The following is a 26,806-nucleotide window of genomic DNA, read 5'->3' as shown; positions in this document are numbered from 1 at the left end:
CGAGGTTGATGATGGCAGAGGAAATGATGGTATTAATGTTGCAATTAGGAGTAATAATAATTGCAACAAAATTTGTTGGGTATATATTTGCAAATTATTTAAAACAGCCAAAAGTTTTAGGTGAGTTATGTGCTGGAATGATTGTTGGACCTTATCTTTTAGGGAGTATTCCTTTAGGAGAGTTTGGACCTCTATTTCCATTACCTCTTGATACCACAATTCCCGTATCCCCAGCCTTATATGGTATTTCCACCTTGGGCTCTATTTTTTTGCTTTTTGATTCTGGTTTAGAAACAGACTTACCAACTTTTATAAAATTTAGTGTTAAAGCTTCCGTTGTTGGATTAGGTGGTGTTATCGTCTCTTTTGCTTTCGGAGCAGGTGCTACTGTTTTATTATTAGATAATGTTCATTCTTTATTAGATCCTGCTGCATTATTTTTAGGAACTGTTTGTACAGCTACTTCAATTGGTATTACCGCAAGAATTTTAGGTGAAACAAAAAAGATAGCAACTCCTGAAGGTGTTACAATTATGGCTGCAGCTGTTTTGGATGACGTTATCTCAATTGTATTACTATCTGTAGTAGTTGGTATTACTTCAGTTCAAGTTGAAGGTGGCTCAATTCACTGGGGAATTATTGCAGCCGTAGCTTTTAAAGCAATTCTCTTTTGGTTAGCTTGTACTGTGATTGGAGTAATAATTGCTCCAAAATTTACTAAAGGAATGAAAAGATTAAATTCATTACCATTAATAAGTGAAATAGCTTTTGGTGTTGCGATGCTTTTAGCAGGTTTCTCTGAAATGGCTGGACTTGCAATGATTATTGGAGCTTATATTACTGGTTTAGCATTAAGTCAGACTGATGTAGCTCATGGTATGAGTGTTAGAATAAAATCTGTTAGTGAATTCTTTGTTCCAGTTTTCTTCGCTGTTATGGGTATGATGGTTAACTTCTCTGCTTTGAGAAGTGTTTTAGGTTTTGCCCTATTATTCTCTGTAATAGCATTCTTAGGGAAATTAATTGGTTGTGGGGCTCCAGCATTATTAGTAGGATTTAATTTAAAAGGCGCTTACAGAATTGGTTGTGGTATGTTACCAAGAGGTGAAGTAACTTTAATTGTTGCGGGTATTGGTTTAGCTTCGGGTGCTATTTCTCATGACTTGTTCGGTGTTGCCGTTATGACGATGTTAGTTGCTTCAGTAACCGCTCCTCCAATGTTAGTTTCAGCCTTTAAAGGTGGAAGCGGATATAAGAAGAAATTGAATATTCAAGAAGATAGAAATACAATTACTATTGCTCTTGATTTCCCTTCAAAAAGAGCAGCAACTTTTATATCTGATACTGTTTTAGAAGGCTTTATTAGCGAAGGTTTTTTCGTATCTAGTGTAGAAAGTAAAAACCTTTTATATCAAATTAGAAAAGAATCTACAATTATTATGCTAGAAATTCAAAGAATAGAAGATGGACAAGCCTCCTTAAAATTAACTTGTAATGAAAATGATGAAGAGTTTGTAAGATTAATGCTTCTTGATTCAATTGCTGACTTCCAAGCTTTTGCAAATACTTTATCTTCGATGCAAGATCCAGAAATGATGAGTGCTCAATTATTAATGAATATGTTTAGCGATAACTAAAGATAATTCCTCCTTAAAAGGAGGAATATTTATTAATGATTGATTTGACAAATTTTAATACACTTCTCATTATTGCCCCAAAGAATTAAAATAGATTTATCTTTAGATAAAATTCCATTTTTAGGAGTAAAATCTATAAAGTCTTCTTTTCCAATATAATCTAATGAGAGATCTACCATATTTACATTAAAGGCTAATAAAGATTTTGATCCTCCACAAAGTGCATATATTTTTGAAATATCAGATTTATTATTAATTTCATCATATTCATTATAATATATGAAATTACAAACATCACTAAATTGTGGTAAGTTTTCTTGCTGACTTGAATATGAAATTTTTTCTTCTATTGTAGTTGAATAAAGTAAATTATCACCAGTTAAAGATCCTAAAATAATTCTATCATTTGCACCAATTATAAAAGACTTCCAATCAAGAGCTCCTGCTGATAGGACTTCGCCTGAATTGTATTTTAATGCTGCAGTTGCTCTTAATAAACAATTATCATATCCAGGGGTATTATAAGCATGAGAAACAAAGCCTGTATCACTTGCAAAGGTTACTGCATCTAAGTCCGGACTCATTAATCCATTTGAACAATGATATGAAATATCGTCAGGATTCTTAACCATATTTATTGCAAAAAATGAGTTATCTTCTTTTGGATCTATATTGTATTCTCTGTATGAATCTCCAAGATTATCAAAAACTAAAAAATCTTGAGGTCTAATAAAGATTTGTCCAAAATGTTTAGCATATTGATGATAAGAATCATCTGTAAAATATGGAGTTAATTTATTATAGCAATAATCGTATATATTTATTGTATTGCTATTTTGTTCAGAGATGAAAACTCTATTTCTAATAGTATCAACTTTCATATCAATAACATTACTTAAAGGCATTTCAGATGAACTATTATAAGTGTTAATTACTTCAATTTTATTATTAATTAATCTACAGATTTGTAATGTTTTTGTTTCTCCACAATAGGATATAATTTTATTATCAGGTAAAAAACAAATATGCATATTTAATCCAACATTATAACCATTTTCAGAGTTATTAATTGTAGAAATTACCTTTGGCAAGAATGTTGGGGCATTTATTTTTACTTCAAAATCTTTATGAGCAGAACTTGTACTACCAATATTACCATTTTCAACAATTACATCTAATCTATGGAATCCAATAGATGCTAAAAATTTACAATCAATACCACTTCCAATTATTGTTCCATCTAAATACCAATCAATATTAAAGTTATTTAGGGGTATATCATTTGATTCTTGAAGAATTGGACAAATTTCTTTATTATACTCGACAATATCTGGTACTTGCTTTATAGAACAAGTAATAGGTGTTCCTGTTTGATTATTAATAGTAATTGGAATATTTGAATCTGAATTATAATTATCATCATTTTCACTATTTAATTTAAATTGAATAGTTCCAGAACTAGTTTTGTTCATTACTACTCTTATTGCTTCAATACAACCTGAGACTAAAACATCCCCATCATAAAGTTTTGCGTTTAGAGTATAAGAATCAGATTTTGTAACTGTTTCAAATGTTGCATATCCTTGAGAATAATCTATACTCGTTGGGCTTACTTTTATTTTATTATTATTTTGATTAGCCAATTCTAATTCTAATTTGGGATTATTAACTAGTTCAGGATTCCAAATAAAATCAATATCTATATTTCCATTTCCAACTAGTTTATTCAATTCTATAACAGTTGATGTAGGCTCTTGTTTTACCTCAACAGTATTAGTTCCACTTACTAAAATTAGTCCATCACAGTTTTTCCCTACAGCAAATAGATCCCAACTGCCAATAGTGATTCCTTCAATTGTTGTTTTCTTATCACGAGTATTTATAGTAAAAGTATCTTCCACATTTGGACCTTGTCCTGTAATAGTATATTGGGTTACTTCTAATGGAATATCTTCTGGCAATATTGATTTGCTTTTTCTTGTAGTTTCTTGATTTAAATTTAATGATAAAGAAGATGTAAAAATTTTATCATCACAGCTGATGAAAAATAAACAGAAAAGAATAAACATTAATGAGAATTTTATTTTTTTCATAATAGCCTCCTTTTTTTATAAATTAAAAATATTCTTTATTTGCTTTAGTTTTTTATCAATTAATATTGTCAAAGCTTATAAACTAAAATATCTTTTAGGTAAGGAGTTTATCTTTTGAAATATTTATTAAGAATTCTCATTGTTGGAATATTTTTTGTTTTAGTCTTTATTCCTAGATCAGTAATCGGTGTATTAAATTATTGGCTATTATTTTTAGTATTATTTATAATTGTATTTTTTTACTTAAAATTAGTTTATTATTTGAGTACTAAAGCTATTTCAGCAGTTATAAATGATGAGTTTGATTTTTCTATTTATTGTGAAAAAGTTCCTAGTGACAGTGAAGGGGATTTTATTAGAGGTAGATTTGTTATCTATAACTCAATGGTATTGCTTTATACAAAAGAAAAAGGAAAAGCTAAGCTCACTTGGTCAAAACCAATAGATGAAATAGAATCAATAGATTTCGGAAAAACTTCAAATAATAGAAAAGGATTTACTCTTTTATGTGATAATAATAAGCATGAATTTGTAGTTCCTTTTAAGAAAATTGATGAGGATAAATTTATTGAAGCTCTTGGCTTTGAGAGATAATTAAGTAATATAACCTAAGTAATTTAAACTATTTTCAAATAAAAGTTCTTCTTTTAAGTTTTTAGAAGGAGATAATTTATGAAGAAAGTAGTTTTTTTATTTTTTATAGTTTTATCATTTTCTAATAATATATTTGCTCAAGAAGAAATATCTTCTTTAGATGTAGCAATTGATGCTCTATATATAGATCCTATAATTGATCACTTAGTTTATAATGAGATTTCATTTTCTTTGAATATAAATGAGGATTTATCTATTCGTATCCCATTAAATGTTATTATCCCAACTACGAACCAGATTGATTTAATTGGATTAGGTGGTTCTCTTGATATATTATATCGTCCATTTTTTAATGGGTTTTTAGTCTCTTTTTCATTAGTTAAAGTTGAATATTTAAGAGGCTATGATTCTCCTTATGAGAATATTCAATATTTAAATAAATTAGCCTTTGGTTATACCTTCGATATTAATAAAAATTTTTATATTGAACCCTCACTTTCTTTCTTTAATTTAAATGGCATATATGAAGATAGTATTTTAACTCTAAAAGAAAGTTTTGGTGACTTTTCAAGCATTAGACCATCAATTTTAGTTGGTTATAAAATAATAGAATTTAAAAATAATAAGGAGGAAGGATAGAGTTTCTATCGAATTTTTATGAAGAAAAAGATAACAAATATTTTAGTGGATTTCTTAGTGTTATTATTAGTTTTTATTCTTAGTGGTTGCTCTTTTGCCTTAAATAGAAATTTGACAAAAGAAATTAGTGATGATGAATTAATTACTTCTGTTTCCAAAATTGTTGATGAACAGTTAGATATAGTTTCCCCATATTTTTCTCAAACTGCTAAAGCAATAGATTTTGATAGTTATGATGGAAAACAAATAGTAGAGAACGCACTAATAGAAGAAAGAGGTAAAGAATATTTATCGTTTAATTATGATGTTGTATTTGATGGAGAAAGTAATCTTGATGAAATTGCACAAAGAGCTAAAGAATTAATACCAGAAAGTGAAGAGTATAGAATTGATGAAAAATTAAATAGTACAAAACAGATATTGAAGAAAGATATAACTAAAGTTTCTAAATTAGTTCCCCCAAGTCAACAAATTGCTTTTCAAAAGGATTTGAGAAAACTAGTTATAAGAAGTTTTGTATTATTTACAGCTGGTGTAGTATATATTTTTATGCCAGATACAGTATTTTGGGGTAAAGTCTCAGCTGCAGCCGCAATTAGTGTTGCTACAGGAGTATTATCTTGTACAATTATGAGTTTATATCAATATTATAAATACGGGGGAGAAGCTCAAGAAGCTTTTGCTCAATGGGTAAATGAAGTTTCAACAGAACCTCAAGTTTCTTATGCTTTAGCTAATAGCATGATAGCAGTTGGTTCTACAATGAAAAGATCTCCAGTTGTTACTGGAATAATGATTTGTGTTTTCTCCATGTATCAAGTAATTGATATGTTAAAACCAATGCTAAAAAAATATAATTATGTACTTTGATTGTACAATTAGGTAAAGATTAATAGATATAATTGTTTTATAAATCAGATTGTGTAATAATGAATAAAGATAAATTTTTAGGAGTTATAACATGTTTAACGATTTAAAGAATGATTTAATATCAAGCTTATTAAAATATACAGTTGTTGATACTATGAGTGATGAAAAACTTGCAGAAACAAAACATCCTTCAACACTTAATCAATTAGATTTAATTAATTTATTAAAAAAAGATTTGGAAGAATTAAATATTGAAGATGTTACAGTCGGTCCTGAAGGAGTTCTAGTAGCTCATATTCCAGCAACTGTAGAAAATGCACCTTGTATTGGTTTAATGGCTCATGTTGATACAGCAGATGATGTAGAAGGTAATGGTGTTAAACCTCAAGTAGTTGAAAACTATGATGGTAAAGATATTGTATTAAAAGGCTCTTCAAGAATTATTAAGAGAGAAGAAAATCCAGAATTAGCAAATTATGTTGGCTCAACAATAATTACATCTGATGGAACAACTCTTTTAGGAGCTGATGATAAAGCTGGTGTTAGTGAAATTATGGCAATTGCAAAAATTTTGGTTAATCATCCAGAAATAGAACATGGTGAAGTTGAAATTATATTTACTTGTGATGAAGAAACAGGTTGCGGTATGGATGCCTTCCCTTATGATAGAATTCATTGTGATTATTGCTATACAATTGATGGCGGTACTAGATATGAAATCGAAAGTGAATGTTTTAATGCGTCAAAAGTAACTGTAGATTTTAAGGGTGTATCCTATCATCTTGGTGCAGCTAGAGGAAAAATGGTCAATGCATTAACTTTAGCTACTTCTTTTGTAAATAATTTACCTCAAGCTGAAAGCCCTGAAGCTACTGATCAAAGATTTGGTTATTATTGTCCTTTAGAACTCAATGCTACAAATGATGAAGCTCATTTGATGATATATTTAAGAGATTTTGAAATTAGTGAAATTGAAAGAAGAGAAAATGTTCTTAAATCTTTAAGCCAAATGATTGAACAAATAAATCCAGGAAGTAAAGTTTCAATCAATTTCAAAAGACAATATTATAATATGAAAGATATTTCTTTGAAAAATCCTAAAGTTTTAGAAAGCATATATGAGGCAGGTAGAAGACTAGAACAGCCATTATTTGAATCTCCAATTAGAGGTGGCACAGATGGGGCTAGAATGGCAAATGAAAAAGGTATTCCTTGTCCAAATATTTACACTGGTGGTCACAATTATCATTCATATTATGAGTGGTGTGCTGTAGATGCTATGGAAGATGCTGTAAAATTAATATTGGAAATTATTAAAATTGGAGCAGAAAAATAGATGAAGAAAAATATTATTTTTCTTATTTTACTTTTATTTTTTTCTAACCTGCTATTTGCTCAAGAGTATAATATCGAAAGAAATTATGAATCAAATAGTTTTAGAGATGAAGTTGAGAGATTGATTTCAAAAAACCTAGATTCTACCTTAGTTGCATATACTAAGGTAGATGAGGATTTTAAGAATTCTTTAATTATAAAATTAAACGAAATTTCTTATGAAAACGATTTATTAATTATTAATGGAGAGCTTGAATTAAATGATAAAGTTTTAGCCTTGGATATTAAATTTAATGAATCGGATATAAAAGTATTATTCAACAAGTTAGATAGTATTTTATACAATAGCTTTAATTATGATTTAAATCTTCTTTTTGAAGATAATGATTCTTATCATCTAAGTTATACAAACAAAGTAAATTCTTTTTTAAATATAGAAGATAAATATAGATCTGGAGATTTTGTTCTTTTAAAAACTTATGATGATAACAAATCTTTAGCAGTTGTGAATTCTATATATGATAATTACGCTACTATTGATTATTTAAATAATCCAATCAATCTTATAAATACACAAATTCTTGATGGTCCAAAGAGTCAGATAGGGATAAATTATTCTTTTGATTTTATAAATAATATGATGAATTTATCGAGTGATTATTTCTATTTAAAAGGATTGTTTACACCTTTTGATAAAGCTTATTTAGGCATTTCTGGATCATATTATTTAAATCTGACAGATTATAGTTATAATTTTAGTTCTGATTTAGGATTATTTATTGAATTGCCTTTATCAAAAGTTTTTGGTATAAATAGCTTTTTAAAAAATTTTTCAGTTTATAATAAGACAAAAATTGGTGTGGTTTATGAAAATCCTATAGCTTTACATAGTATATTTGAAGTTGGTTTAATAGCTTATCTATCTACTTCGACTAAAATAGGGGTAGCATATAAAATGGATTCTTATAATGAAAGTTATTATAATGCATTAATATCTTTTGATTTGTTGTTTTAGGATTGTTTTGATTTATTTTAATGGTAAAATAAAATTATATTAGGTGGTAATTATGAAAAAGACATTAATTTTATTAGTTTTTAGTTTTTTATTATTTACATCCTGTATAAGTGGGAATAATGAGATAAATTTACAATCTGTACCAAATTGGGTCAGTGAAAAATATAGTGATGAATTTTTAAATTATTATGTAGTAGAAGGTTATGGTGATACTGAAATTATTGCTAAAAAGGACGCTCTAAAAACTTTTTATGATGAGTTATCTTCTTTTATTTTAATAGAAGATGAAACTGCTTTTATTAATGAATTATATGATAATTATAGTTATGAAGATTTGACAATAAAAATTATAAAGCAATTTGATGAAATAATAGATAGTAGAGTTCATGTTATATTTTTAATTACTGCTGATAAAAAGACAATTGATGAGAAAAATTTAGAGAGAATAAATCGAGAAGAACAAATCACAGCAGAATTAAAAAATTTTGAAGAGACAAGCAATGCTTATTATAGAGAAAATAAAGACTTACAATCTATTCGAGAATTAATTGATGCTTATATTTATGCTCAAGAAAATGATTTTATCTTACAATCTGATGATTATTTAAATATGATAATTTCTAGAGTAAAAGCCTTAAATATAACTGTTTATGGGAAAAGAGATCTTTATAATTTAGAAATTCGATTAAATAGAGAAGAAGGTTTTATTGATCCTTTAGTTATAGATGGGGAGATACTTGTTTCTTATAATTCAAAAGATATAAAATTTGATAATTATTTAATTGATCAAGATTTATATTCAGATAATAATAATTTATTTTATTTTGATATAGAAAATACAAATATTAATTTGGATGGTTTGATAATTTTTAAAATTAATTTAGATGAAAAACTTAAATTATTAAGAAGTAAAAATTTTAATGATGCTGCAAATCAGATTGAATTTGCAATAAAAGAAAAAGTTTTTTCATATAATAAGATTTCTCATTTAGCGGATAAAACTATTATTTTATCAACAATAGAAAATGATATAAATCAAAATACTAGAGAAAGTGTAAGTACTGATTTCCTCAAGGAAAAATTACTTGAGCAAAAAGCAAATGTAACAGTTAAAGAGAATTTAAATATAAATAATATCCAACAATATCAAAATCAAGCCGATTACCTATTTCTATTTAGAGCTGAAGTAGTGAATAAAGAAGATGGCCTTAAATCTATTGTTCTTTCTCATGGCAGTCTAGAAGTTTATGATTTATCAACTTTAGATTTAGTATTTGATAGCACTTTGATTGACAGCATGGCGTTAGAAGACAGTATTGAAGCTGGTGAATCAGCTTCAATAATTCAAGTAGCGCGTAAAGCCTTTTATAATTTTTTGTAATTATTTAATTTTTAAATAATTCAGTTTGTATCATTTTTTCAGGAACATTTGAAACTATTCCAAAGATATTTTGATTTAGTAATTTATCAACATGTTCTTCAGTATCAACACACCAAGGTAAAATTTTTAGATTTCTCTCTCTATACCTTGATAAAGTAGTTTGATTAACTAATGTAATATCTGGTTTCATGATATTGCATTGAAAAAATCTTGAACCTAATCCTTTTCTTAAAAGTAATGGGACTGATTTTTCATTAGCAAATATAATCCCCTCTAATAAAGAATGTTTTGAGATTTGTTCAAATTCTCTTACAACAAATGGATTAAAAGAAGTAATAATAGTGTTAAACTCTAATTTATATTTTTTAATTAAATCCCAAAGTTTTGTTGTAAGTTCTTTATTTTTTAATTTATTAGTTTTAATTTCAATATCATATAATATGTTATTTGAACAAAGTTGGAAAACTTCTTCTAAAGTGGGAATTTGGGTTTTGTCAAAATTTTTATTAAAATTTTTACCAATATCTAATTTTTTAACTTCCGATAAAGTTAAATTTTCAACAATATAATCCTCATTTGTAACTCTTTTGGTTGCAGAATCATGAATTACTACAAGCTCTCCACTTTTTATTAAGTGTACATCTAATTCAATTGCAGGAATATCATTTTTTAAACATAATTCAAATGCAGGTAAAGAGTTCTCAGGAGCAAAAGAATTCATTCCTCTATGTGCAAAAAGAATAGGTTTATCTCTAAAATCGTAATAAGAAATCATATTAATACATTAGTTTAATTTAAATATTTAAGCAAGTTTTTTTTGTTTGTTTATTATTTGCTTGCAAAACATAGATGGTTTTGATAGCTTTATAGTGCGGAGGAGTTTTATGGAACTTCAAAATAAAAAGGTTGGTGATGAACTTTTTGGGTTTAAGCTAATCGAAATTGAAAGACTTAATGAGTATGATGGTTTTGGTTTATTATATAAACATGAAGCTACCGCAATGGAAATTTACCAAGTATTAAATGATGATAAAGAATTGTTTTTTTCTTATGTGTTTGAAACAATTCCAAATGATAATACTGGTGTTGCTCATATTATTGAACATAGTGTTTTGTCAGGATCAAAAAAATATCCAATACGCGATCCATTTATGCAATTGCAGAAAAGTAGTGCTTCTACTTTTATGAATGCACTAACATATCCAAGTAAAACTTTATATCCGGCTGCTAGTCCACTCGAAAAAGATTTTGATAATATTTTTAATGTATATACTGATGCAGTATTTGCTCCATTACTGAGAGAAGAAACTTTTATGCAAGAAGGGATAAGACTTCATTGTAATAAAGAAGGTGACTTTGTTTATAAAGGCGTTGTTTTTAATGAAATGCTTGGAGATAGGAATGATGGAGAATATGTTGCAAATAATATTTGTTTAAGAAGCTTGTATCCAGATACAGCATATAATTATTCATCAGGTGGGGAACCAATTGATATAGTAGATTTAGACTATAAAAAATTTAAATCTTTCTATATGCAATATTATCATCCAACTAATTCAAAATTATTTTTATATGGCGATTTAAAAATTGAAAAGTACTTGGAACTTTTAAATAAAGAATATCTTTCAGAATGTGCTAAAATTAATGTTTCAAAAGGTAATTTAATACCTACTAAATGGAAAGAGCCTAGGACCTTGTCTATTACATGTCCAGGTAGTGATGATGATTCTGGGGCTATGGTTGCAACTTCTTTTGTAACTACAGATTCTTCTGTTCCTTTAGAGGTTATTACCTTATCTTTCATTTATGAATTATTACTAGGATCAACAGGCTGTCCTTTTTATAAAGCTATGTTAGATTCAAAATTAGGAGAAGATGTATCTAATATAAGTGGAATTAGTACAGATTATACCTTAATGCCATTAACTATTGCTTTCTCAGGGGTAAAAGATAAAGACCCAGAAAAGATTGAAAAGTTTATAATAAAACAACTTACAAAAATTGTAGAAACAGGGTTTGAGAAAGAATTAGTTGCTGCAACTTTAAAAAGATTAAGTTTCCAAATACATGAAAAACCAGCATCCAATCCTATGGGATTAATTGTTTTAAAAAGAGCATTAAGAGGTTGGTTAAGGGGCTTAAGTCCTGTTAGTACTATTGAGTATAGTAAGGCTGTTGATGAATTAAAATTAAAAATGAATGACAATCCAAGATATTTAGAAGAATGGATTGATACAAATATTCTAAATAATAATCATAGACTTTTATTTGTTGCTACTCCAGATTCTAATGAAATGGATAAGTATAATGAAAAATTAGCAAAAAAAATAAAAGACAAAACCGCAGAAATAAATGAACAAGAAAAACAAGTTTATATTGAAAAAACTAAAACTTTTTTAGATTTTCAAGATAAAGGTGATTCTGAAGAAGCTTTAAAAAGCGTTCCAAAATTATTTATTGAGGATTTGCCTCAAGATATTAGATGCTATGATCATGAACTGTTAAAAATTAAAGATACTCCAATTTGGTTAATGAATGATGCAACAAATTCTATTGCATATTTTGATATATTTCTTCATTTGGAAGATTTTAGTGCTAGAGAGATAATGTTGTTACCACTTTATACAAAAATATTAGAAAATTGTTCTGTTGGAGATATGGATAACACAAAAGTAATGACTGAGGTTATGCATAATACTGGAGGTTTTAATATCTCATTAGAAGGTGGTTCTAAAGTTTCTCAAGAAAGATGTTTGGGAATTATTTTTAGAATAAAGATGTTAAATGAAGATATTAATAATGGAATTGATTTAACTAAAAGAATTATTAAAGAATCAAAGATTGATGATTATAAAGCAATTTGGAATTCTTTAGTAGATATGAAAAATATGTATAAATCGGTTGCCTCAAGTGCTGGCTATCGCTTTGCTACAATTGCGGCTTCAAGTGATTATTCAGATAATGCTAAAATAATTGAGCAACTACTTGGGATAACACAATGGACATTTTTAAAATCTATCAAAAGAGAAGATGTTGCTAATTTAGCAAAAGAACTTAATGAATTAAAAAATAAAATTAATAACTTAAATAGATTTGAAATTCATCTTACTTGTGAAGAAGAAAAAACCGATGAATGTAAAAAAACTATTGAGAAATTTTTAAATTCTTTTGAAGCTACTTCTTTAGTTGTTAATAATAAAAAATATGAAAATTTTGAAAATGTTAAAGGTAAAAAAGGTTATATTTTACCATCTTCAGTAAATCATACTAGTTATGTTATTCCAGCAAAACCTTTAGGTAGTAAAGAAAATTCTGTCCAAAGAATTTTATCTTCAATCCTATCTGGCAATGATTTGTGGAATGAAATTAGAGTCTTAGGTGGTGCTTACGGTGTAGACTGCCATGTTGAAAGCCTTGAGAGATTATTTATTTTCATTTCAGCAAGTGATCCAAATTTATCAAAGACGTTTGAGGTATTCAAAAAAACTTTAGAAAAATACAGCAAAGATTTAGTAGATAAGAGTTTAATTGATGATGCAATAATAAGTAATGTTGCAAATGATTTAAAACCTTATGGTCCTGATAGAAAGAGTATTATAGATTTTAGAAGAATTTTATATAATATAGAAGATGAAGTTCGTAGAAATTCTAGGAAAGAAATCTTAAATGTAAATAGTCTCGATATTCAAAATGAAGCAAAGTCTTTATCAGAAGAAACAAACTATTCATATGCTTTCTTCTGTGATAAGAGTACTTTTGATAAAGAAAAAGATATTTTAGACATGGATGAGGATAAATTAGTTTATTTATCAATTTAGTAAATATATTTAAGCATAAAAATAAGCAGGATTTTTTCCTGCTTTATTTTTTTATTAAGTTTAAATTAATAAATATATTTTAAGCCTTTATTAAATAAAATTCCGCTTAAATGATACATTGAGAATGGAGTCGTTAATATTGCAATATCGAATTCATTAGCCATATCAATCATATCTTGACTTGGAATCTTGTTTCTAGCAATTACAATATTTCTTATATCACTCATAACTGCAGTTCTAACTGCTTGATTATTTGATAAACCTGTAATCAAAAGTATGTTATCTTCAAGCAATGTTAAGACATCACTCATCATATCGCTTGCAAAAGCGAAATCTACTTCATCATCTAGATGTGATTCTCCACATAATATTTTTCCTGAACAGAGTTCTAATACATCTTTCAATTTCATAGCTTGAGTATAACATTTTTTCTTAATCAAGCATAGTAATTTTTTATATATCTGTAAGAATTTATCGATTAAATTAATCTTTTAAAGCTAAAAATAAGCATTTGTTAAAAACATGGACAATTCAATTTTTCTGTTATAGACTAAGTACTTGTAGTAAGTTAAGAAATCATTTTAGGGGCCAATTTTTTATGCAAATAAAAAAAACAATAAGTATTAGTATTTTTATATTGTTTTTATCTTCAGCTGTTTATGCAAGTAATATTTTAGGGACATATACCTATGATTTAGATACGGTCCTTTCTATAATGGAACTTTCTTTAGTGGAAAATGGGGTAGATCCTAATTCTGAAGAGTTTAAAGAAAATGTTAGTAATTTACGCACAATGATTTCTGCATTTGGAGAAGATGAATTTGTTCAAAATATGATAATTGAAGCTCCGTTTTCTAGTATTGAAATAAATGAAGATTCATTAATTTTACATCTTAGAAATGGTAATTTTAATATACCTGTTGAAATTGTAAAAAATGCAATTTATTCAAGAGATTCAGATAGTTTAAATGAAATATTAGGCTATTTTGAAAACAATAAATTATTCTTTAACTTTTTAGTGACTTATGACAATTTAGAGAGATCTACCATTGGTTGCAATAATGAAGAGTTTTACTTAATTCCTTTTACTAAAGAAGTTTAAATCTAGTCAAAACTGCATATTAATGAGAAAAAATAAAGATTTTAAGTTAAAAAAATAAAAAAGATATAAGTTTAACTAGACTTATATATTATTCTATTGTAAAGTTTTATAGAAAGTTCTCTTTTATATGGTTTGAATCTGGGGGTGAGGTAAAAACTACAATGGAAGAGAAGCTAACCCCTGCAACGGAAGGATAGATATACCGTGAAGAGCTTTTCAAAAATATATTTAATTTTATTAATTTTATCTTTTGTTTGCGTAAATTTATTTGCTTTACCAAACAATGAAAAAAAGAATGAAGATGAAGATGAATTAGTAACTCAAATTGTTCCTAACCAAAAAGTCGAAGTAGTAAAAGTTGATGCTATTAAAGATTTAGAGGAACCAAAAACTTTAGAGGATAAATTTAGTTACGCATATTCATATCTATTATATCTCTCTACATTAAGTCAAAATTTAGATATCAATGCTGAATATTATGCTAAAGGTGCAATTGATGCTGCTGAAGGCAATGCATTATTTAGTGAACAAGAAATTGTAGAGATTATTCAACAAATGCAACAAGAGATGCTTAGCCGAGCACAAAAGCAACAAGAACAAGAAGCACAAGAAAACTTGAAAAAAGCAGAAGAGTTCTTGACTGAAAATGCAAACAATGAGGATGTTATTGAAACAGAATCAGGATTGCAGTATAAAGTAATTAAGGAAGGTTCAGGAGATCATCCTACTGACCAAGATCAAGTTGTTGTTTCTTATCAAATATATTCTCTTAATGAAGACTTATTGTTAGATAGTGATGGAGATACTAAATTTTCTTTAGATAAATTGGTTCCTGGATTTATAGAAGGAATTGAGTTGATGAATGTTGGCGCAAAATATAGATTTTATGTTCATCCTAAGTTAGCTTATGGTATGGACGGTACAAATGCTATTCCACCAAATTCATTATTAATATTTGATGTTGAACTTAAACAAATTGTTAGTGATCCAATATCATTAGCAAAAACAAATTAATGAGGTTATCAAATGAAGGAAAAGAGTTTTTTTAAAAATAATTTGATTTTATCAATGATTTTTGGAATTGTAATTGCAATTTTTGGAATTGTTTTAATAGTTAATGGACAAGGTTTATTAAGATATGCTGTTTTAGTATATGGATTATATAGTGTTTTTGTTGGAGTAAAAGGATTAATATTCTCAACCAATCTAGTTGAATTAAAGAGAACAAAAAATGTAAATTTATTTTCTTCAATCTTTAGTATCATTATTGGTATAATTATTATTGCCGCTCCATACTTTATTTCAAATCTTGCAGTAACAATTGTTGTTTATTTATTGGCGCTACAATTGTTAATTAATGGCTTGAATAACTTATTTAGTTTCTTTGGTTTAAAAAAGACAGATTTCTTTAGTAATTCCTTTTTAATCAATGGATTAATAAATCTATTAATAGCTGTTATTTTCTTTTTATTCCCTAATCAAGTTGCACAGTTCTTCTTAAGAATATTTGGTGTTATCTTTGTTTTTTATGGAATTGGTCATTTTTTCTGGAGTCTTAGATTAAGAAAAGTTGAAAAAGATTTCGAAAAAACTAATGTTGAAGGAGATTTTGAAAAGATGAATTAATCATTTATTTAAAATTTTATATAAAAATAATGTATAATTATTCAATATTTATTCATACATTATTGACATGAATATAATTATAGTTATAATGGGTAATATGAAAACTAATAGAACAATACATCATCATTTATTCGGTTTTAACCAACTCTAAGTGGTCTGGATTGTTCGTTGTATCCTTTTAGTCTCCGCTTAGCGGGGATTTTTTTTTACCAAATAAAATTGATTAGAATAGGAGAATTTAAATGGAAGAAAGATTAAGAATTGCAATTCAAAATAAAGGAAGATTAAGTGAAAAATCATTAGATCTAATAAAAACTTGTGGAATCCATTTTGGTTCTGATTCTCGAGTATTAAAAGAAATAGCCTCTAATTTTCCTATAGAGTTTTTATATGTTCGAGATGATGATATCCCATCATATGTAGCACAGGGAATTGCAGATATTGGTATAGTAGGTAAGAATGAATATGATGAACAACAAATACCATTAACTATTGTTAGAGATTTAGGTTTTGCAAGATGTAGATTATCTATTGCTACTCAAAATGATTTTAAATATGAAGGTTTAAAATCTTTAAACAATAAAAAAATTGCTACTAGTTATCCTAATATTTTAGATAAAATATTAAAAGAAAATGGTGTAAATGCTTCTTATGTTAAAGTTAGTGGTTCTGTAGAAATCACTCCTGCAATTGGTGTTGCAGATGCAATTTGTGATTTAGTAAGTACTGGAACTACATTAAAAATGAATGGTTTAAAAGAAGTAGAAAGTATTTATACTAGCTCTGCTGTTATGATAAAAAATAATAATTTACCTAAAAATAAATCAGATATTTTAAATAGATTATTAATTAGAATTGATGCAGTAAATAGAGCAAAAGATTATAAGTATATAAGTTTTAACTTACCTGAAGAACATTTATCACAAGTTGGAGCTTTAGTAGGATCTATGAAATCACCAACAGTAACAAAATTATATGAAGATGGTTGGTATTCAGTTCAAACTGTTGTCGCTGAAGATAGTTTTTGGGATGCCTTTGAGAAATTAAAAGAAATTGGTGCTCAAGGTATTTTAGTTACAAAAATTGAAAAAATGACGGAGTAAAAATTGATTCCTTATTATTTTAATCCAAAAAAGTCAGAACTTAATGATTTGTTATCAAGAGAATTAAGTGATGATACTAAAGTAAAAGAAATTGTTCAAACGATAATTGATAAAGTAAAAAATGAAGGAGATGATGCTCTTTATTATTTTGCAAAAGAGTTTGATAAAGTTGAATTAGATAGTCTTTTTGTAACTGAAGAAGAATTTGAACAATGTGATAAACTTGTTGATTTTGATTTGAAGAATGCAATCAAAAGAGCAAAAGCAAACATTGAAAAATTCCACCAAGCTCAATTACCTGAAGGTGAAATAGTAAAAATAGAAGAAGGTATCAGTTTAAGTAGAAAAATTGTTCCAATTGATAAAGTTGGATTATATGTTCCTGGAGGTACCGCTCCATTATTTTCTACTGTGTTGATGCTTGGAATTCCTGCAAAAGTTGCTGGCTGTAGAGAAATTATATTAGCAACCCCACCAACTAAAGATGGTAGTGTTAATCCTGTAGTATTATATACTGCAAAATTAATTGGAATTAAAAAGATTATAAAGAGTGGTGGCGCAGGAGCTATAGCTGCTCTTTCATATGGAACTCAAACTATTTCAAAAGTTGATAAGATCTTTGGACCTGGTAATAGATTTGTAAGTTATGCTAAGATGATTCTTTCTTCAAGAACTTCTATAGATATGTTAGCCGGCCCTAGTGAAGTAATGGTAGTAGCTGATAAAGATACTAATCCTAGTTTTGCCGCAAGTGATTTTCTCTCTCAGGCTGAACATGGTCTAGATAGTCAATCAATATTATTGATTCTAGCTAATAAAGAGGACTCTGAAGAATTTAAAAATAGATTTATTGAAGAGGTTGAAGCTCAACTAGATACATTAGATAGAAAGGATTATTTATTATCTTCTTTATCAAATTCAAAAATAATAGCTACAGATACTCAAGAAAATTGTATTGAAATAATAAATGAATATGCGCCAGAGCATTTAGTATTAAATTTGGCTAAGGCTAAAGATATTTGCAATTATATAAATAATGCGGGATCAATATTTATAGGCCCTTATGCTTGTGAAAGTGCAGGAGATTATGCAAGTGGTACAAATCATACATTACCAACAAGTGGTTGGGCAAAAAGTGTATCTGGAGTTAGTACTGATTCATTCTTGAAAAAAATAACAATTCAAGAAATTAGTTATGAGGGGTTAAAATCCTTAGGAAAAACGATTGTTACAATGGCAGAAGGTGAGAGTTTAATGGCTCATGCAAACAGCGTAAAGGTTCGTTTAAAGGAAAATAAAAATGATTAAGAATTTACTAAGAAAAAATATTCGAGAATTAACACCTTATAGCTGTGCTAGAGATGAATTTAATGGTGTTGCTGATGTCTTTTTAGATGCTAATGAAAATTATAAAACATATTCGAGTTTTGATTTTAATCGTTATCCAGATCCTCATTGTACAACTTTAAGAAAATCTTTAGAAAAAAATTTGAATTTGCCATTTGATAATACAGTTATTGGTAATGGAAGTGATGAGTTAATTGATAATTTAATTCGTTCTTTTTGTGAACCAAAAGAAGATAAAATTATATTGATGAATCCAACTTATGGTGCTTATAAGGTATTTGCTGATATTAATAATGTAAAAACTGTATTTGTAAATTATAAAACAAATTTTGAAATAGACTTTGATTTATTAAATAAGACGATTGAAAAGGAAGGTTTAGTTAAATTACTTTTTATTTGTTCTCCAAATAATCCTACTGGAAAAGCTGAAAATATTGAGGATATTGAAAAGATTGTAAAAGATTTTAAAGGTATCGTAGTAGTTGATGAAGCTTATGGTGAATTTAGTAATAAAGAAAGTTGTGTACAACTTGTTAAAAAATATGAGAATTTAGTAGTTTTAAAAACTTTATCAAAATGCTTTGCAGCCGCAGGGATTAGAGCAGGGATAATGATTTCTAACGAAGAAATCGTTCAAGTTATTAATAATATGAAGGCTCCATACAATGTTTCGGCATCTACACAGCTTGAGGCTTTGAAAATTTTAGAAAAAAGTGAAATAATATTTAAGCAAAGAGATGAAGTAATAAAAAGAAGAGATATATATTTTGATAAATTTAATGAGTTAAGTTATGTAAAAAAAGTATATCCTAGTGATGCAAACTTTTTATTAATGGAAGTTATAGATAGTAATTACTTATGTAAAATACTTCAGGATAAAAAAATCATTATTAGAAATCGAACTAAAGACTTATATTTAAAGAATTGTGTAAGAATTACTATTGGTAGCGAAGCTGAATGTGAGACTGTTTACAATGCAATTAAGGAGTTGGGAGATGAAACAAAATAAGGGCCCTTTATTATTTATTGAATGTGAAAGTTTAGTTGAAAAGCATAATAATCAATTTGGTGTAATTAAATTTAGACCATCAGTTTTTAAAGGATTATCTAATATTGTAGATAAAGGTAATTTTACTTTAGTTATGCTCCTTTGCTGTGATAAAGCTAGTGAGAGTAATAATTCTTTAGAAAAAGTTACTTGTTTTTTTGATGATATAAAAGATATTTTGGCAAGAGAAAAAATATTTTTTGAAAAAGATATTATTGATTATGATATTAATGATAAGTGTCAAAAATTTACTATTGATGATTTAAAAATGAAGGGTTATTTAGATGGCGATTATGACATTGCCAATTCCTTTATAATTGGTTCTAAAACAGAAAACTTGCGGATTGCTCAAGAAATTGAATTAAATAGTATTTTATATTCTTCAGAAAAAAAATTAAAAAATAATAATTCAAAAATAGTTTTAACTAGTGATGACTGGAATGAAATTTCAAATTTTTTAGTTCATAGCGAGTTAAAGTTAGCAAGAAAAGCTCATGTAATTAGAAACACTAAAGAAACAAAGATAGATTTAGAAATTAATTTAGATGGTACTGGCCAATCAAAAATTGATACAAAAATTAAATTTTTTGATCATATGCTTGAACAAATTTCTAGACATAGTGATATAGATTTAAATTTAGTTTGTGAAGGTGATGTTGATGTAGATGAACACCATAGTGTTGAAGATGTTGCTATTGCATTAGGCTCTGCAATAAAAGAGGCTATGGGAGATAAAAAAGGTTTAGCTAGGTATGGTTTTAATTTGCTAGCGATGGATGAAGTATTAGCTCAAGGAGCGATTGATTTTTCAAATAGACCTTATTTGGTTTATGATGTTCCAATTACAAGAGAATACATTGGATCTTTCCCTACAGAAATGTTTGAACATTTCTTTAAATCATTTAGTGATTCAAGTAAATCAACTCTTCATTTAAGTGTTAGTGCAGGGAATTCTCACCATATGATTGAAGCTGTATATAAATGTTTTGCAAAATGCTTAAAACAAGCATTATATGTATATCCATATAGTAATAAGTTGCCAACAACTAAAGGAGTTATTTAGTGATTGCTATTGTTAAATATAATGCTGGAAATATTCAAAGTGTTAAATATGCTTTAGATAGATTAAATGTTGATTATATTGTAAGTGATGATCCAAAAGTTTTAAGAAATGCTGACAAGGTAATTTTTCCAGGTGTAGGGGAAGCTTCTTCTGCTATGAATTATCTAAGGAAAACAAATTTAGATTCATTATTAAAAGACTTAAAGCAACCATTTTTGGGTATTTGTTTAGGTATTCAATTAATGTGCAAATTTAGTGTTGAAAATAATACTGATTGTCTTAATATTTTTGATTTAGAAGTTAAAAAGTTTGATGATACAAAAGGTTATAAAATACCTCATATGGGTTGGAATCAAATAAAATTTGATGATAAAAACCCATTATTCAAAGATATAGAACATAATAGCTTTTTTTATTTTGTTCATAGCTATTATGCACCAAAAGGTGAAAATACATTAGCAACATGTAATTATGCTGGTGTAGATTTTAGTGCTGCATTGACTAGAGATAATTATTATGGTGTTCAATTTCATCCAGAAAAAAGTGGTGAAGTTGGAGCTCGTTTACTAAAAAACTTTGTGGAGCTATAAGATTTATGATAATTATTCCTGCAATAGATATTATTGATAATAAAGTTGTTAGACTTACTAAAGGCGAATATGATTCAGTTAGAAATTATACTTTAGATCCTGTAGAAATAGCTAAAGAATTAGAAGCAAATGGTATTACACATTTGCATTTAGTTGATTTAGAAGGTGCTAAAAATAATAAAATAATGAATTTAAAAACTTTAGAAAGAATAGCTTCTAATACTAATTTAATTATAGATTTTGGTGGCGGGGTTAAAAGTGAACAAAGTTTAATAGATGCTTTTAATGCTGGGGCTAAAAGAGTAACTTGTGGTAGTATTGCTGTAAAAAATAGAGAATTAGTTTTAGATTGGTTAAAAAAATATAGTAGTGATAAATTAATATTAGGTGCAGATTGTAAAAATAATATGATAGCTACCACTGGGTGGTTAGAAGTGAGTCAATTAAGAGTTGATGAATTTATTAATGGTTATTTGAAAGAAGGTTTTAAAAGAGTTATTTCAACGGATATTTCTAAGGATGGAATGCTTAAAGGACCTTCTTTTGATTTATATAAGATGTTATTAGAAAAATGTGATTCATCATTAGAATTAGTTGCTTCAGGTGGCGTAAGTTCTATATCTGATATTGAAGAGTTAAGTAAAAATAATTTACATAGCGCTATTGTTGGTAAAGCATATCTAGAAGGAAAAATATCTATTAAAGAATTAGGTAGATTACAGGAGAAATTAATATGTTAGCAAAAAGAATTATACCCTGCTTAGATGTAAAAGATGGAAGAACTGTTAAAGGTGTGAATTTTGTCGATTTGATTGATGCAGGAGATGCAAGCGAACTCGCAAAACTATATAGTGATTTAGGTGCTGATGAATTAGTTTTTCTAGATATTACTGCTACTGTCGAAAAAAGAGCTACTTTAGCAAAATTAGTAAAAGAAGTTGCTTCAAAAATTAATATACCATTTACAGTAGGTGGTGGAATTAATACAATTGAGGATGTTGATGTTTTATTGTCTTCTGGGGCAGATAAGACATCAATTAATTCAAGTGCCTTTAAATATCCTAATTTAATAACTGATCTTGCAAACAATTTTGGTACACAATGTGTAGTTTGTGCTTTAGATGTAAAAAAAGATGATAGATTTAAATCCGGTTATCAATGCTATGTTCATGGTGGAAGAACAGAAACAAATAGAGATGCTTTAGAGGTAGCCAAAGAATTTTATAATAAAGGTGCTGGAGAAATTTTATTAACTTCAATGGACAAGGATGGTACAAAAGATGGCTTTGCTCTTGATTTAAATTCAATGATAAGTCAAAGTGTAACAATACCTGTTATTGCAAGTGGGGGAGCTGGTAAACTTGAACATTTTTATGATGTGTTTACCACAGGGAAGGCTGATGCAGCATTAGCAGCTTCAATTTTCCATTTTGGTGAGATTTCTATTCCAGAACTTAAATCATATTTAATAAATAAAGGAATTTGTATTAGGGAGTGATAAAATATGGAATTAACAATTGATAATATTGATTTAATTGATTTTGAAAAAGGAAATGGACTTGTGCCTGCTATTGTTCAAGATGCAATTAGTGATAAAGTGTTAATGTTAGGTTATATGAATAAAGAATCTATTTTAGAAACTTTTGATAGAAAGCTAGTTACTTTTTTCTCTAGAAGTCGACAAGAGCTTTGGACAAAAGGTTCAACAAGTGGTAATTTTTTAAACTTAAAAAAAATCTTATTGGATTGTGATGGCGATACATTGTTAGTAAAAGCTAGTCCTACAGGTCCTGTATGCCATAAAGGTGATGATACTTGTTTCCAAGAGGAAAATGATTTAGATGATATTGACGCAAAAGACTTCATGTTTTATTTAGAAAAAATTATTGAAGATAGAAGAGATTTTCCAATTGAAGGATCTTATACTAATCTTTTATTTTCTAGAGGAATCAAAAAGATTGCTCAGAAAGTTGGCGAAGAATGTACTGAATTAGTTATCGAAGGTATGGATGACAAAAAAGATTTATTAATTGGTGAAGCAGCGGATCTATTATATCATTTACAAGTTTTATTAACTTATAAAGGTGTGAAACTATTAGATGTATTAGAATGCTTACAACATAGACATACTTAAAAAAATATATTCAAAGGCTATTTTTAATAGCCTTTTATATTTCGTCATTTTCTTTCATTGAGTAAAATTCTTCTTCACTGAAAATTATATGATCAATTATTTCAATACCTAGAATCTTTCCACATTCAACTAATCTTTGAGTAATCTGTAAATCATTTATACTTGGATTTAAATTGCCTGTGGGATGGTTATGGCAAATTATTATAGCTACTGCTCGATTTTTTATTGCATTTGAAAATACTTCCCTAGGATGTACTATGCATTGGTTTATTGTGCCCATTGATGCAACATCAATAGCTAGAATTTCATGAGCACAATTAATAGCTACAGATATAAATAACTCTTGTTCTCTACTAGCGTAATGTCTTACAACTTTATGGACATCTTTTGGCTCAATAATTTGTCTCATTTTTTTCTCAATCTTTCTTCTTCCTAATTCTAATGCCGCACAAAGTTGAGAACTTTTGGCTATTCCAAGTCCTTTAATCTTGTTCAATTCTTCGAATCTTATATGACTCCCTTTTTTATCAATTATATTAATTACTGAATCGGAAATTTTATTAACAGTGTATTCTTTATTTCCTGATCCAATTAATAGGGTAATGAGTTCTTGGTCTGTTAGTGAGTTTACTCCAAGATTAATCAATTTTTGGCGAGGTTGTTGGTCTAAAGGCATTTCTTTAATGCTAGAAGAAAAGGTGTTTCTAATTTTATATCTCATATATCAATATATTTAAGAACTTGTCAAATTGCATTAATTATATGATAATAAAAAACTATGGAAGAAAAAAAATATAGAATAGGTGATTTAGCAAGAAAAGCTAGAGTAACAGTTAGAACTGTTAGATATTACGAAAGTCTAAATTTAATAAGTCCTTCTTATAGATCTCAGGGAGGACAAAGATATTATAGTGAAAAAGATTTAGTATATTTAAAACGTATTCTAGAATTGAAAGAGTTAGATTTTACTCTGGATGAGATAAAAAAAATCATAAAAATGAAAGATGTTGATAGTTCCGGTAGTAGAAGACGAAGTGAATTGTTACATCAATATAGAAAAAAACTATCAGTAGTTTTAGATAAGAAAGTTGCTTTAGAAATGAAGATTGATACTATCAATTGGCATATAAGACAATTAGAATCAAACATTGATTTTAGAGAATGTCCAGGTAAAGATTGTATTAGTTGTAAATTTAAAAATGAATGTAGATTTGCTTTAGATGATGAATTGAATGATTAATTTATAATAGATTAATTAAATTGTATTCAGAAAAAATTGATACAGTAATAACAGATATAACACTCATAATTTTTATTAAGATATCCAATGATGGTCCTACAGTATCTTTTAAGGGATCTCCAACAGTGTCCCCTATAATTGATGCTTTATGTGCATCGCTTGAATTTCCTCCATAATTACCTTTTTCAATAAATTTCTTAGCATTATCCCAAGCTCCTCCTGAATTTGCAGTAAATATTGCAAGCATAATTGCAGAAAGGGTTGTGCCTATTAAAATTCCTCCAACAAATTTTGGGCCAAATATAAAGCCTGAGATAAGAGGTGTTAAAACTGAAAGTAAAGCTGGTTTTTTCATTTCTGATAAAGCACCTTTGCTGGAAATGGAAATACATTCTTTATAATTTGGCGTTGCTTTCCCCTCTAAAATTAATGGGTTATTAATGAATTGTTCTCTAACTGCATCAACCATTTTTTGTGCAGATTTTCCCACAGAATCAATTAAAATTCCTGAGAAGAGATATGGTAATGCGGCTCCAACAATTGCCCCTGATAAAACATAAGTATCTATCAGATTCATAATTAAAGCTTGATGAGTATTGTTTTCTCCCAATTGTGCATGTAGATAAGAAGCAAATAAGGATAAAGCAGCTAAAGCAGCAGATCCAATTGCAAAACCTTTACCAATTGCTGCTGTAGTATTTCCTATAGCATCTAATTCGTCAGTAATATTCCTAATTTCCTCATCAAGATTACACATTTGAGAAATCCCGCCTGCATTATCTGCAATTGGTCCATATGTATCTACACTAACAGTTACTGCAACAAAGCTAAGCATTCCAATTGCGGACATTCCAACTCCATATAATCCTGCACAGGAATATGATAAAATTATACAAAAGCTTATTATTAGAACTGGGAAGAATGTGCTTCTCATTCCTACAGCAAGTCCTTTTGTAATAACTATAGCACCCCCTTCTTTTGAGGCTTTTGATACTCTTAGAGTAGGCTTAAAATCATAACTTGTATAATATTCTGCAAAGAACCCAATAATTAATCCGCTTACAATTCCTAAAGCTGCTGAGTACCAAGGAGATAAGGACCCATAGTTAAATGTTTTAATATTAGGGTCTATATAAAACAGTGATAGGAAAAATGTAGATATTATTGTAAGTAATGCACTAAGATATGTTACTTTATTTAAATCATTATGTGGGTCCTTAAATTTCTTTTTCTTTGAAAAAATGAAGATAGAAATGGTTGAGGCTAAAAGTCCTAATGAGCAAAAAACTAAGGGATAAAGTATTAATTCATTAAGAATTGAATAAGATATTTCTAAATCAGTATTTCGTAGTGAATATGATGTGTAAATAGCTAAAACTATAGAGCTGATTATTGAACCAACATAGCTTTCTAATAAATCAGATCCTAAGCCTGCAACATCACCTACATTGTCTCCAACATTATCTGCAATTGTTGCAGGATTTCGTGGATCGTCTTCCGGTATTGTATATTCAGCCTTTCCAACTAAATCGGCTCCCATATCTGCAGCTTTTGTATATATCCCACCACCAACACGGTTAAACATTGCAATTAATGAACAACCTAAAGCATAAGAACTTACACTCATCGTAAATGGAATATCTCTTATCCCAATGAAGTTTGTATGAAAAGTTAAACTATCAATTGTGAGTTGGTTAAATAATTTTCCAAAGACTAAATAAACTATTAATAAACCGAATAATGCGAAGGCGGCAACACATAATCCCATAACAGAGCCCCCTAAAAAAGCTACTTTTAAGGTTTTCCCTTTATCTTTAGTAATCCTAGCTTTATTAGTAACTCTAACATTTGTAATTGTTGCAATTTGCATACCTATCCAAGCGGCGCTTGAGCTTAGAGTAGCACCTAGTAAAAAGCAAATAGCAGCGCTAAAAGAAACAATTAATGATAAAACAATAAAAATTACTATTGAAACTAAAATAATGATTTTAAATTCTTGGTTTAAAAAAGTTTTTGCACCCTCTTTAATGAACGAAGAAATTCTAATCATTTGTTCTGTACCTGGATTTTCTTTGTCTATTAGTTTGAAATTATAAAGTGCTAAAATGAGTGCAAAAAAAACGGATACAGCTAATATGTAAATCATATAAAATCCTTTTTATCTTACTCTA

The 26,806-nt window shown here is 27.9% G+C and carries 25 protein-coding genes; 20 read left to right on the top strand and 5 right to left on the bottom strand.

The genetic code is table 11. From position 1 onward, the window contains the following. Nucleotides 1-11: 11 nt before the first annotated feature. On the top strand, nt 12-1,637 hold the full coding sequence (locus tag ACZ5RS_RS01585; protein WP_464637122.1) for a cation:proton antiporter: 1,626 nt from the start codon (nt 12-14) through the stop codon (nt 1,635-1,637). A 32-nt stretch (nt 1,638-1,669) separates the two neighbouring features. On the opposite strand, the gene ACZ5RS_RS01580 is transcribed toward ACZ5RS_RS01585, so the two are convergent. Beyond that, entirely contained in the window at nt 1,670-3,730 is a 2,061-nt protein-coding gene (locus ACZ5RS_RS01580; protein WP_464637121.1) for a hypothetical protein, read from the bottom strand. A gap of 114 nt (nt 3,731-3,844) precedes the next feature. On the opposite strand from ACZ5RS_RS01580, the gene ACZ5RS_RS01575 reads away from it, so the two are divergent. From ACZ5RS_RS01575 to ACZ5RS_RS01550, 6 genes are all read left to right on the top strand, one after another. Further along, nucleotides 3,845-4,324, top strand: coding sequence for a hypothetical protein (locus ACZ5RS_RS01575; protein WP_464637120.1), 480 nt, complete (start codon nt 3,845-3,847; stop codon nt 4,322-4,324). 78 nt (nt 4,325-4,402) lie between these two features. After that, entirely contained in the window at nt 4,403-4,963 is a 561-nt protein-coding gene (locus ACZ5RS_RS01570) for a hypothetical protein (protein WP_464637119.1), read from the top strand. 18 nt (nt 4,964-4,981) lie between these two features. Then, complete coding sequence (locus ACZ5RS_RS01565) at nt 4,982-5,833, top strand: hypothetical protein (protein WP_464637118.1); 852 nt, start codon at nt 4,982-4,984, stop codon at nt 5,831-5,833. 91 nt (nt 5,834-5,924) lie between these two features. Then, nucleotides 5,925-7,169, top strand: coding sequence for a peptidase T (gene pepT, locus ACZ5RS_RS01560; protein ID WP_464637117.1), 1,245 nt, complete (start codon nt 5,925-5,927; stop codon nt 7,167-7,169). Continuing rightward, nucleotides 7,170-8,183 (top strand): hypothetical protein, encoded by a 1,014-nt coding sequence (locus tag ACZ5RS_RS01555; protein ID WP_464637116.1) that lies wholly within the window; start codon nt 7,170-7,172, stop codon nt 8,181-8,183. A gap of 52 nt (nt 8,184-8,235) precedes the next feature. Then, complete coding sequence (locus ACZ5RS_RS01550; RefSeq protein ID WP_464637115.1) at nt 8,236-9,564, top strand: hypothetical protein; 1,329 nt, start codon at nt 8,236-8,238, stop codon at nt 9,562-9,564. 4 nt (nt 9,565-9,568) lie between these two features. Here ACZ5RS_RS01550 and ACZ5RS_RS01545 read toward each other — a convergent pair whose 3' ends face one another. Beyond that, nucleotides 9,569-10,339: a glycerophosphodiester phosphodiesterase gene (locus ACZ5RS_RS01545; RefSeq protein WP_464637114.1), complete on the bottom strand. Its 771-nt coding sequence runs from the start codon at nt 10,337-10,339 to the stop codon at nt 9,569-9,571. A 109-nt stretch (nt 10,340-10,448) separates the two neighbouring features. Here ACZ5RS_RS01545 and ACZ5RS_RS01540 point away from each other — a divergent pair, with 109 nt between their 5' ends. Beyond that, complete coding sequence (locus tag ACZ5RS_RS01540; RefSeq protein ID WP_464637113.1) at nt 10,449-13,382, top strand: insulinase family protein; 2,934 nt, start codon at nt 10,449-10,451, stop codon at nt 13,380-13,382. A gap of 65 nt (nt 13,383-13,447) precedes the next feature. Here the strand turns inward: ACZ5RS_RS01540 and ACZ5RS_RS01535 are convergent, their stop codons facing one another. Beyond that, nucleotides 13,448-13,792: a DRTGG domain-containing protein gene (locus ACZ5RS_RS01535; protein WP_464637112.1), complete on the bottom strand. Its 345-nt coding sequence runs from the start codon at nt 13,790-13,792 to the stop codon at nt 13,448-13,450. A gap of 188 nt (nt 13,793-13,980) precedes the next feature. Here ACZ5RS_RS01535 and ACZ5RS_RS01530 point away from each other — a divergent pair, with 188 nt between their 5' ends. From ACZ5RS_RS01530 to hisIE, 11 genes are all read left to right on the top strand, one after another. Next, nucleotides 13,981-14,484 (top strand): hypothetical protein, encoded by a 504-nt coding sequence (locus ACZ5RS_RS01530; RefSeq protein WP_464637111.1) that lies wholly within the window; start codon nt 13,981-13,983, stop codon nt 14,482-14,484. A 204-nt stretch (nt 14,485-14,688) separates the two neighbouring features. Next, nucleotides 14,689-15,498: an FKBP-type peptidyl-prolyl cis-trans isomerase N-terminal domain-containing protein gene (locus tag ACZ5RS_RS01525; RefSeq protein ID WP_464637110.1), complete on the top strand. Its 810-nt coding sequence runs from the start codon at nt 14,689-14,691 to the stop codon at nt 15,496-15,498. Between the two features lie 12 nt (nt 15,499-15,510). Next, the gene (locus ACZ5RS_RS01520) at nt 15,511-16,110 is read left to right on the top strand and encodes a DUF308 domain-containing protein (protein ID WP_464637109.1); all 600 of its coding nucleotides are present in this window, start codon (nt 15,511-15,513) and stop codon (nt 16,108-16,110) included. Between the two features lie 242 nt (nt 16,111-16,352). Next, nucleotides 16,353-17,213: an ATP phosphoribosyltransferase gene (gene hisG, locus ACZ5RS_RS01515; RefSeq protein WP_464637108.1), complete on the top strand. Its 861-nt coding sequence runs from the start codon at nt 16,353-16,355 to the stop codon at nt 17,211-17,213. A 3-nt stretch (nt 17,214-17,216) separates the two neighbouring features. Beyond that, a complete protein-coding gene (hisD, locus tag ACZ5RS_RS01510) occupies nt 17,217-18,521 on the top strand; it encodes a histidinol dehydrogenase (RefSeq protein WP_464637107.1) in 1,305 nt (434 codons plus the stop codon). Further along, nucleotides 18,514-19,569, top strand: coding sequence for a histidinol-phosphate transaminase (gene hisC / locus ACZ5RS_RS01505; protein ID WP_464637106.1), 1,056 nt, complete (start codon nt 18,514-18,516; stop codon nt 19,567-19,569). Before hisD ends, hisC begins: the two co-directional genes overlap by 8 nt. Then, nucleotides 19,556-20,671 carry an imidazoleglycerol-phosphate dehydratase HisB gene (hisB, locus tag ACZ5RS_RS01500; protein WP_464637105.1) on the top strand — a complete coding sequence of 372 codons (1,116 nt, stop codon included), beginning with the start codon at nt 19,556-19,558 and terminating at the stop codon, nt 20,669-20,671. Before hisC ends, hisB begins: the two co-directional genes overlap by 14 nt. Continuing rightward, nucleotides 20,671-21,261 carry an imidazole glycerol phosphate synthase subunit HisH gene (hisH, locus tag ACZ5RS_RS01495; protein WP_464637104.1) on the top strand — a complete coding sequence of 197 codons (591 nt, stop codon included), beginning with the start codon at nt 20,671-20,673 and terminating at the stop codon, nt 21,259-21,261. Before hisB ends, hisH begins: the two co-directional genes overlap by 1 nt. Before the next feature lie 5 nt (nt 21,262-21,266). After that, nucleotides 21,267-22,001 carry a 1-(5-phosphoribosyl)-5-[(5-phosphoribosylamino)methylideneamino]imidazole-4-carboxamide isomerase gene (locus ACZ5RS_RS01490; protein WP_464637103.1) on the top strand — a complete coding sequence of 245 codons (735 nt, stop codon included), beginning with the start codon at nt 21,267-21,269 and terminating at the stop codon, nt 21,999-22,001. Continuing rightward, on the top strand, nt 21,995-22,759 hold the full coding sequence (hisF, locus tag ACZ5RS_RS01485) for an imidazole glycerol phosphate synthase subunit HisF (protein ID WP_464637102.1): 765 nt from the start codon (nt 21,995-21,997) through the stop codon (nt 22,757-22,759). The genes ACZ5RS_RS01490 and hisF overlap by 7 nt, the downstream gene beginning before the upstream one ends. A gap of 6 nt (nt 22,760-22,765) precedes the next feature. After that, nucleotides 22,766-23,395 carry a bifunctional phosphoribosyl-AMP cyclohydrolase/phosphoribosyl-ATP diphosphatase HisIE gene (hisIE, locus tag ACZ5RS_RS01480; protein WP_464637101.1) on the top strand — a complete coding sequence of 210 codons (630 nt, stop codon included), beginning with the start codon at nt 22,766-22,768 and terminating at the stop codon, nt 23,393-23,395. 34 nt (nt 23,396-23,429) lie between these two features. On the opposite strand, the gene radC is transcribed toward hisIE, so the two are convergent. Further along, the gene (radC, locus tag ACZ5RS_RS01475) at nt 23,430-24,116 is read right to left on the bottom strand and encodes a RadC family protein (RefSeq protein WP_464637100.1); all 687 of its coding nucleotides are present in this window, start codon (nt 24,114-24,116) and stop codon (nt 23,430-23,432) included. 57 nt (nt 24,117-24,173) lie between these two features. On the opposite strand from radC, the gene ACZ5RS_RS01470 reads away from it, so the two are divergent. Then, on the top strand, nt 24,174-24,635 hold the full coding sequence (locus ACZ5RS_RS01470) for a MerR family transcriptional regulator (RefSeq protein WP_464637099.1): 462 nt from the start codon (nt 24,174-24,176) through the stop codon (nt 24,633-24,635). A gap of 1 nt (nt 24,636) precedes the next feature. On the opposite strand, the gene ACZ5RS_RS01465 is transcribed toward ACZ5RS_RS01470, so the two are convergent. Continuing rightward, nucleotides 24,637-26,781, bottom strand: a complete 2,145-nt coding sequence (locus ACZ5RS_RS01465; protein ID WP_464637098.1) for a sodium-translocating pyrophosphatase — start codon at nt 26,779-26,781, stop codon at nt 24,637-24,639. Nucleotides 26,782-26,806: the final 25 nt, after the last annotated feature.

This window comes from Pleomorphochaeta caudata (assembly GCF_055395745.1).
Note: the sequence above shows the minus strand (reverse complement) of the source record. Positions and strands in the feature narration are given on the sequence as shown.

What these genes read in the sequence shown, in the direction of transcription:
- ACZ5RS_RS01585 (WP_464637122.1), top strand. Translation starts at nt 12, where the DNA reads ATGGCAGAGGAAATGATGGTATTAATGTTGCAATTAGGAGTAATAATA.
- ACZ5RS_RS01580 (WP_464637121.1), bottom strand. Translation starts at nt 3,730, where the DNA reads ATGAAAAAAATAAAATTCTCATTAATGTTTATTCTTTTCTGTTTATTT.
- ACZ5RS_RS01570 (WP_464637119.1), top strand. Translation starts at nt 4,403, where the DNA reads ATGAAGAAAGTAGTTTTTTTATTTTTTATAGTTTTATCATTTTCTAAT.
- ACZ5RS_RS01565 (WP_464637118.1), top strand. Translation starts at nt 4,982, where the DNA reads ATGAAGAAAAAGATAACAAATATTTTAGTGGATTTCTTAGTGTTATTA.
- pepT (WP_464637117.1), top strand. Translation starts at nt 5,925, where the DNA reads ATGTTTAACGATTTAAAGAATGATTTAATATCAAGCTTATTAAAATAT.
- ACZ5RS_RS01555 (WP_464637116.1), top strand. Translation starts at nt 7,170, where the DNA reads ATGAAGAAAAATATTATTTTTCTTATTTTACTTTTATTTTTTTCTAAC.
- ACZ5RS_RS01550 (WP_464637115.1), top strand. Translation starts at nt 8,236, where the DNA reads ATGAAAAAGACATTAATTTTATTAGTTTTTAGTTTTTTATTATTTACA.
- ACZ5RS_RS01545 (WP_464637114.1), bottom strand. Translation starts at nt 10,339, where the DNA reads ATGATTTCTTATTACGATTTTAGAGATAAACCTATTCTTTTTGCACAT.
- ACZ5RS_RS01540 (WP_464637113.1), top strand. Translation starts at nt 10,449, where the DNA reads ATGGAACTTCAAAATAAAAAGGTTGGTGATGAACTTTTTGGGTTTAAG.
- ACZ5RS_RS01535 (WP_464637112.1), bottom strand. Translation starts at nt 13,792, where the DNA reads ATGAAATTGAAAGATGTATTAGAACTCTGTTCAGGAAAAATATTATGT.
- ACZ5RS_RS01530 (WP_464637111.1), top strand. Translation starts at nt 13,981, where the DNA reads ATGCAAATAAAAAAAACAATAAGTATTAGTATTTTTATATTGTTTTTA.
- ACZ5RS_RS01520 (WP_464637109.1), top strand. Translation starts at nt 15,511, where the DNA reads ATGAAGGAAAAGAGTTTTTTTAAAAATAATTTGATTTTATCAATGATT.
- hisG (WP_464637108.1), top strand. Translation starts at nt 16,353, where the DNA reads ATGGAAGAAAGATTAAGAATTGCAATTCAAAATAAAGGAAGATTAAGT.
- hisC (WP_464637106.1), top strand. Translation starts at nt 18,514, where the DNA reads ATGATTAAGAATTTACTAAGAAAAAATATTCGAGAATTAACACCTTAT.
- hisB (WP_464637105.1), top strand. Translation starts at nt 19,556, where the DNA reads ATGAAACAAAATAAGGGCCCTTTATTATTTATTGAATGTGAAAGTTTA.
- ACZ5RS_RS01490 (WP_464637103.1), top strand. Translation starts at nt 21,267, where the DNA reads ATGATAATTATTCCTGCAATAGATATTATTGATAATAAAGTTGTTAGA.
- hisF (WP_464637102.1), top strand. Translation starts at nt 21,995, where the DNA reads ATGTTAGCAAAAAGAATTATACCCTGCTTAGATGTAAAAGATGGAAGA.
- hisIE (WP_464637101.1), top strand. Translation starts at nt 22,766, where the DNA reads ATGGAATTAACAATTGATAATATTGATTTAATTGATTTTGAAAAAGGA.
- radC (WP_464637100.1), bottom strand. Translation starts at nt 24,116, where the DNA reads ATGAGATATAAAATTAGAAACACCTTTTCTTCTAGCATTAAAGAAATG.
- ACZ5RS_RS01470 (WP_464637099.1), top strand. Translation starts at nt 24,174, where the DNA reads ATGGAAGAAAAAAAATATAGAATAGGTGATTTAGCAAGAAAAGCTAGA.
- ACZ5RS_RS01465 (WP_464637098.1), bottom strand. Translation starts at nt 26,781, where the DNA reads ATGATTTACATATTAGCTGTATCCGTTTTTTTTGCACTCATTTTAGCA.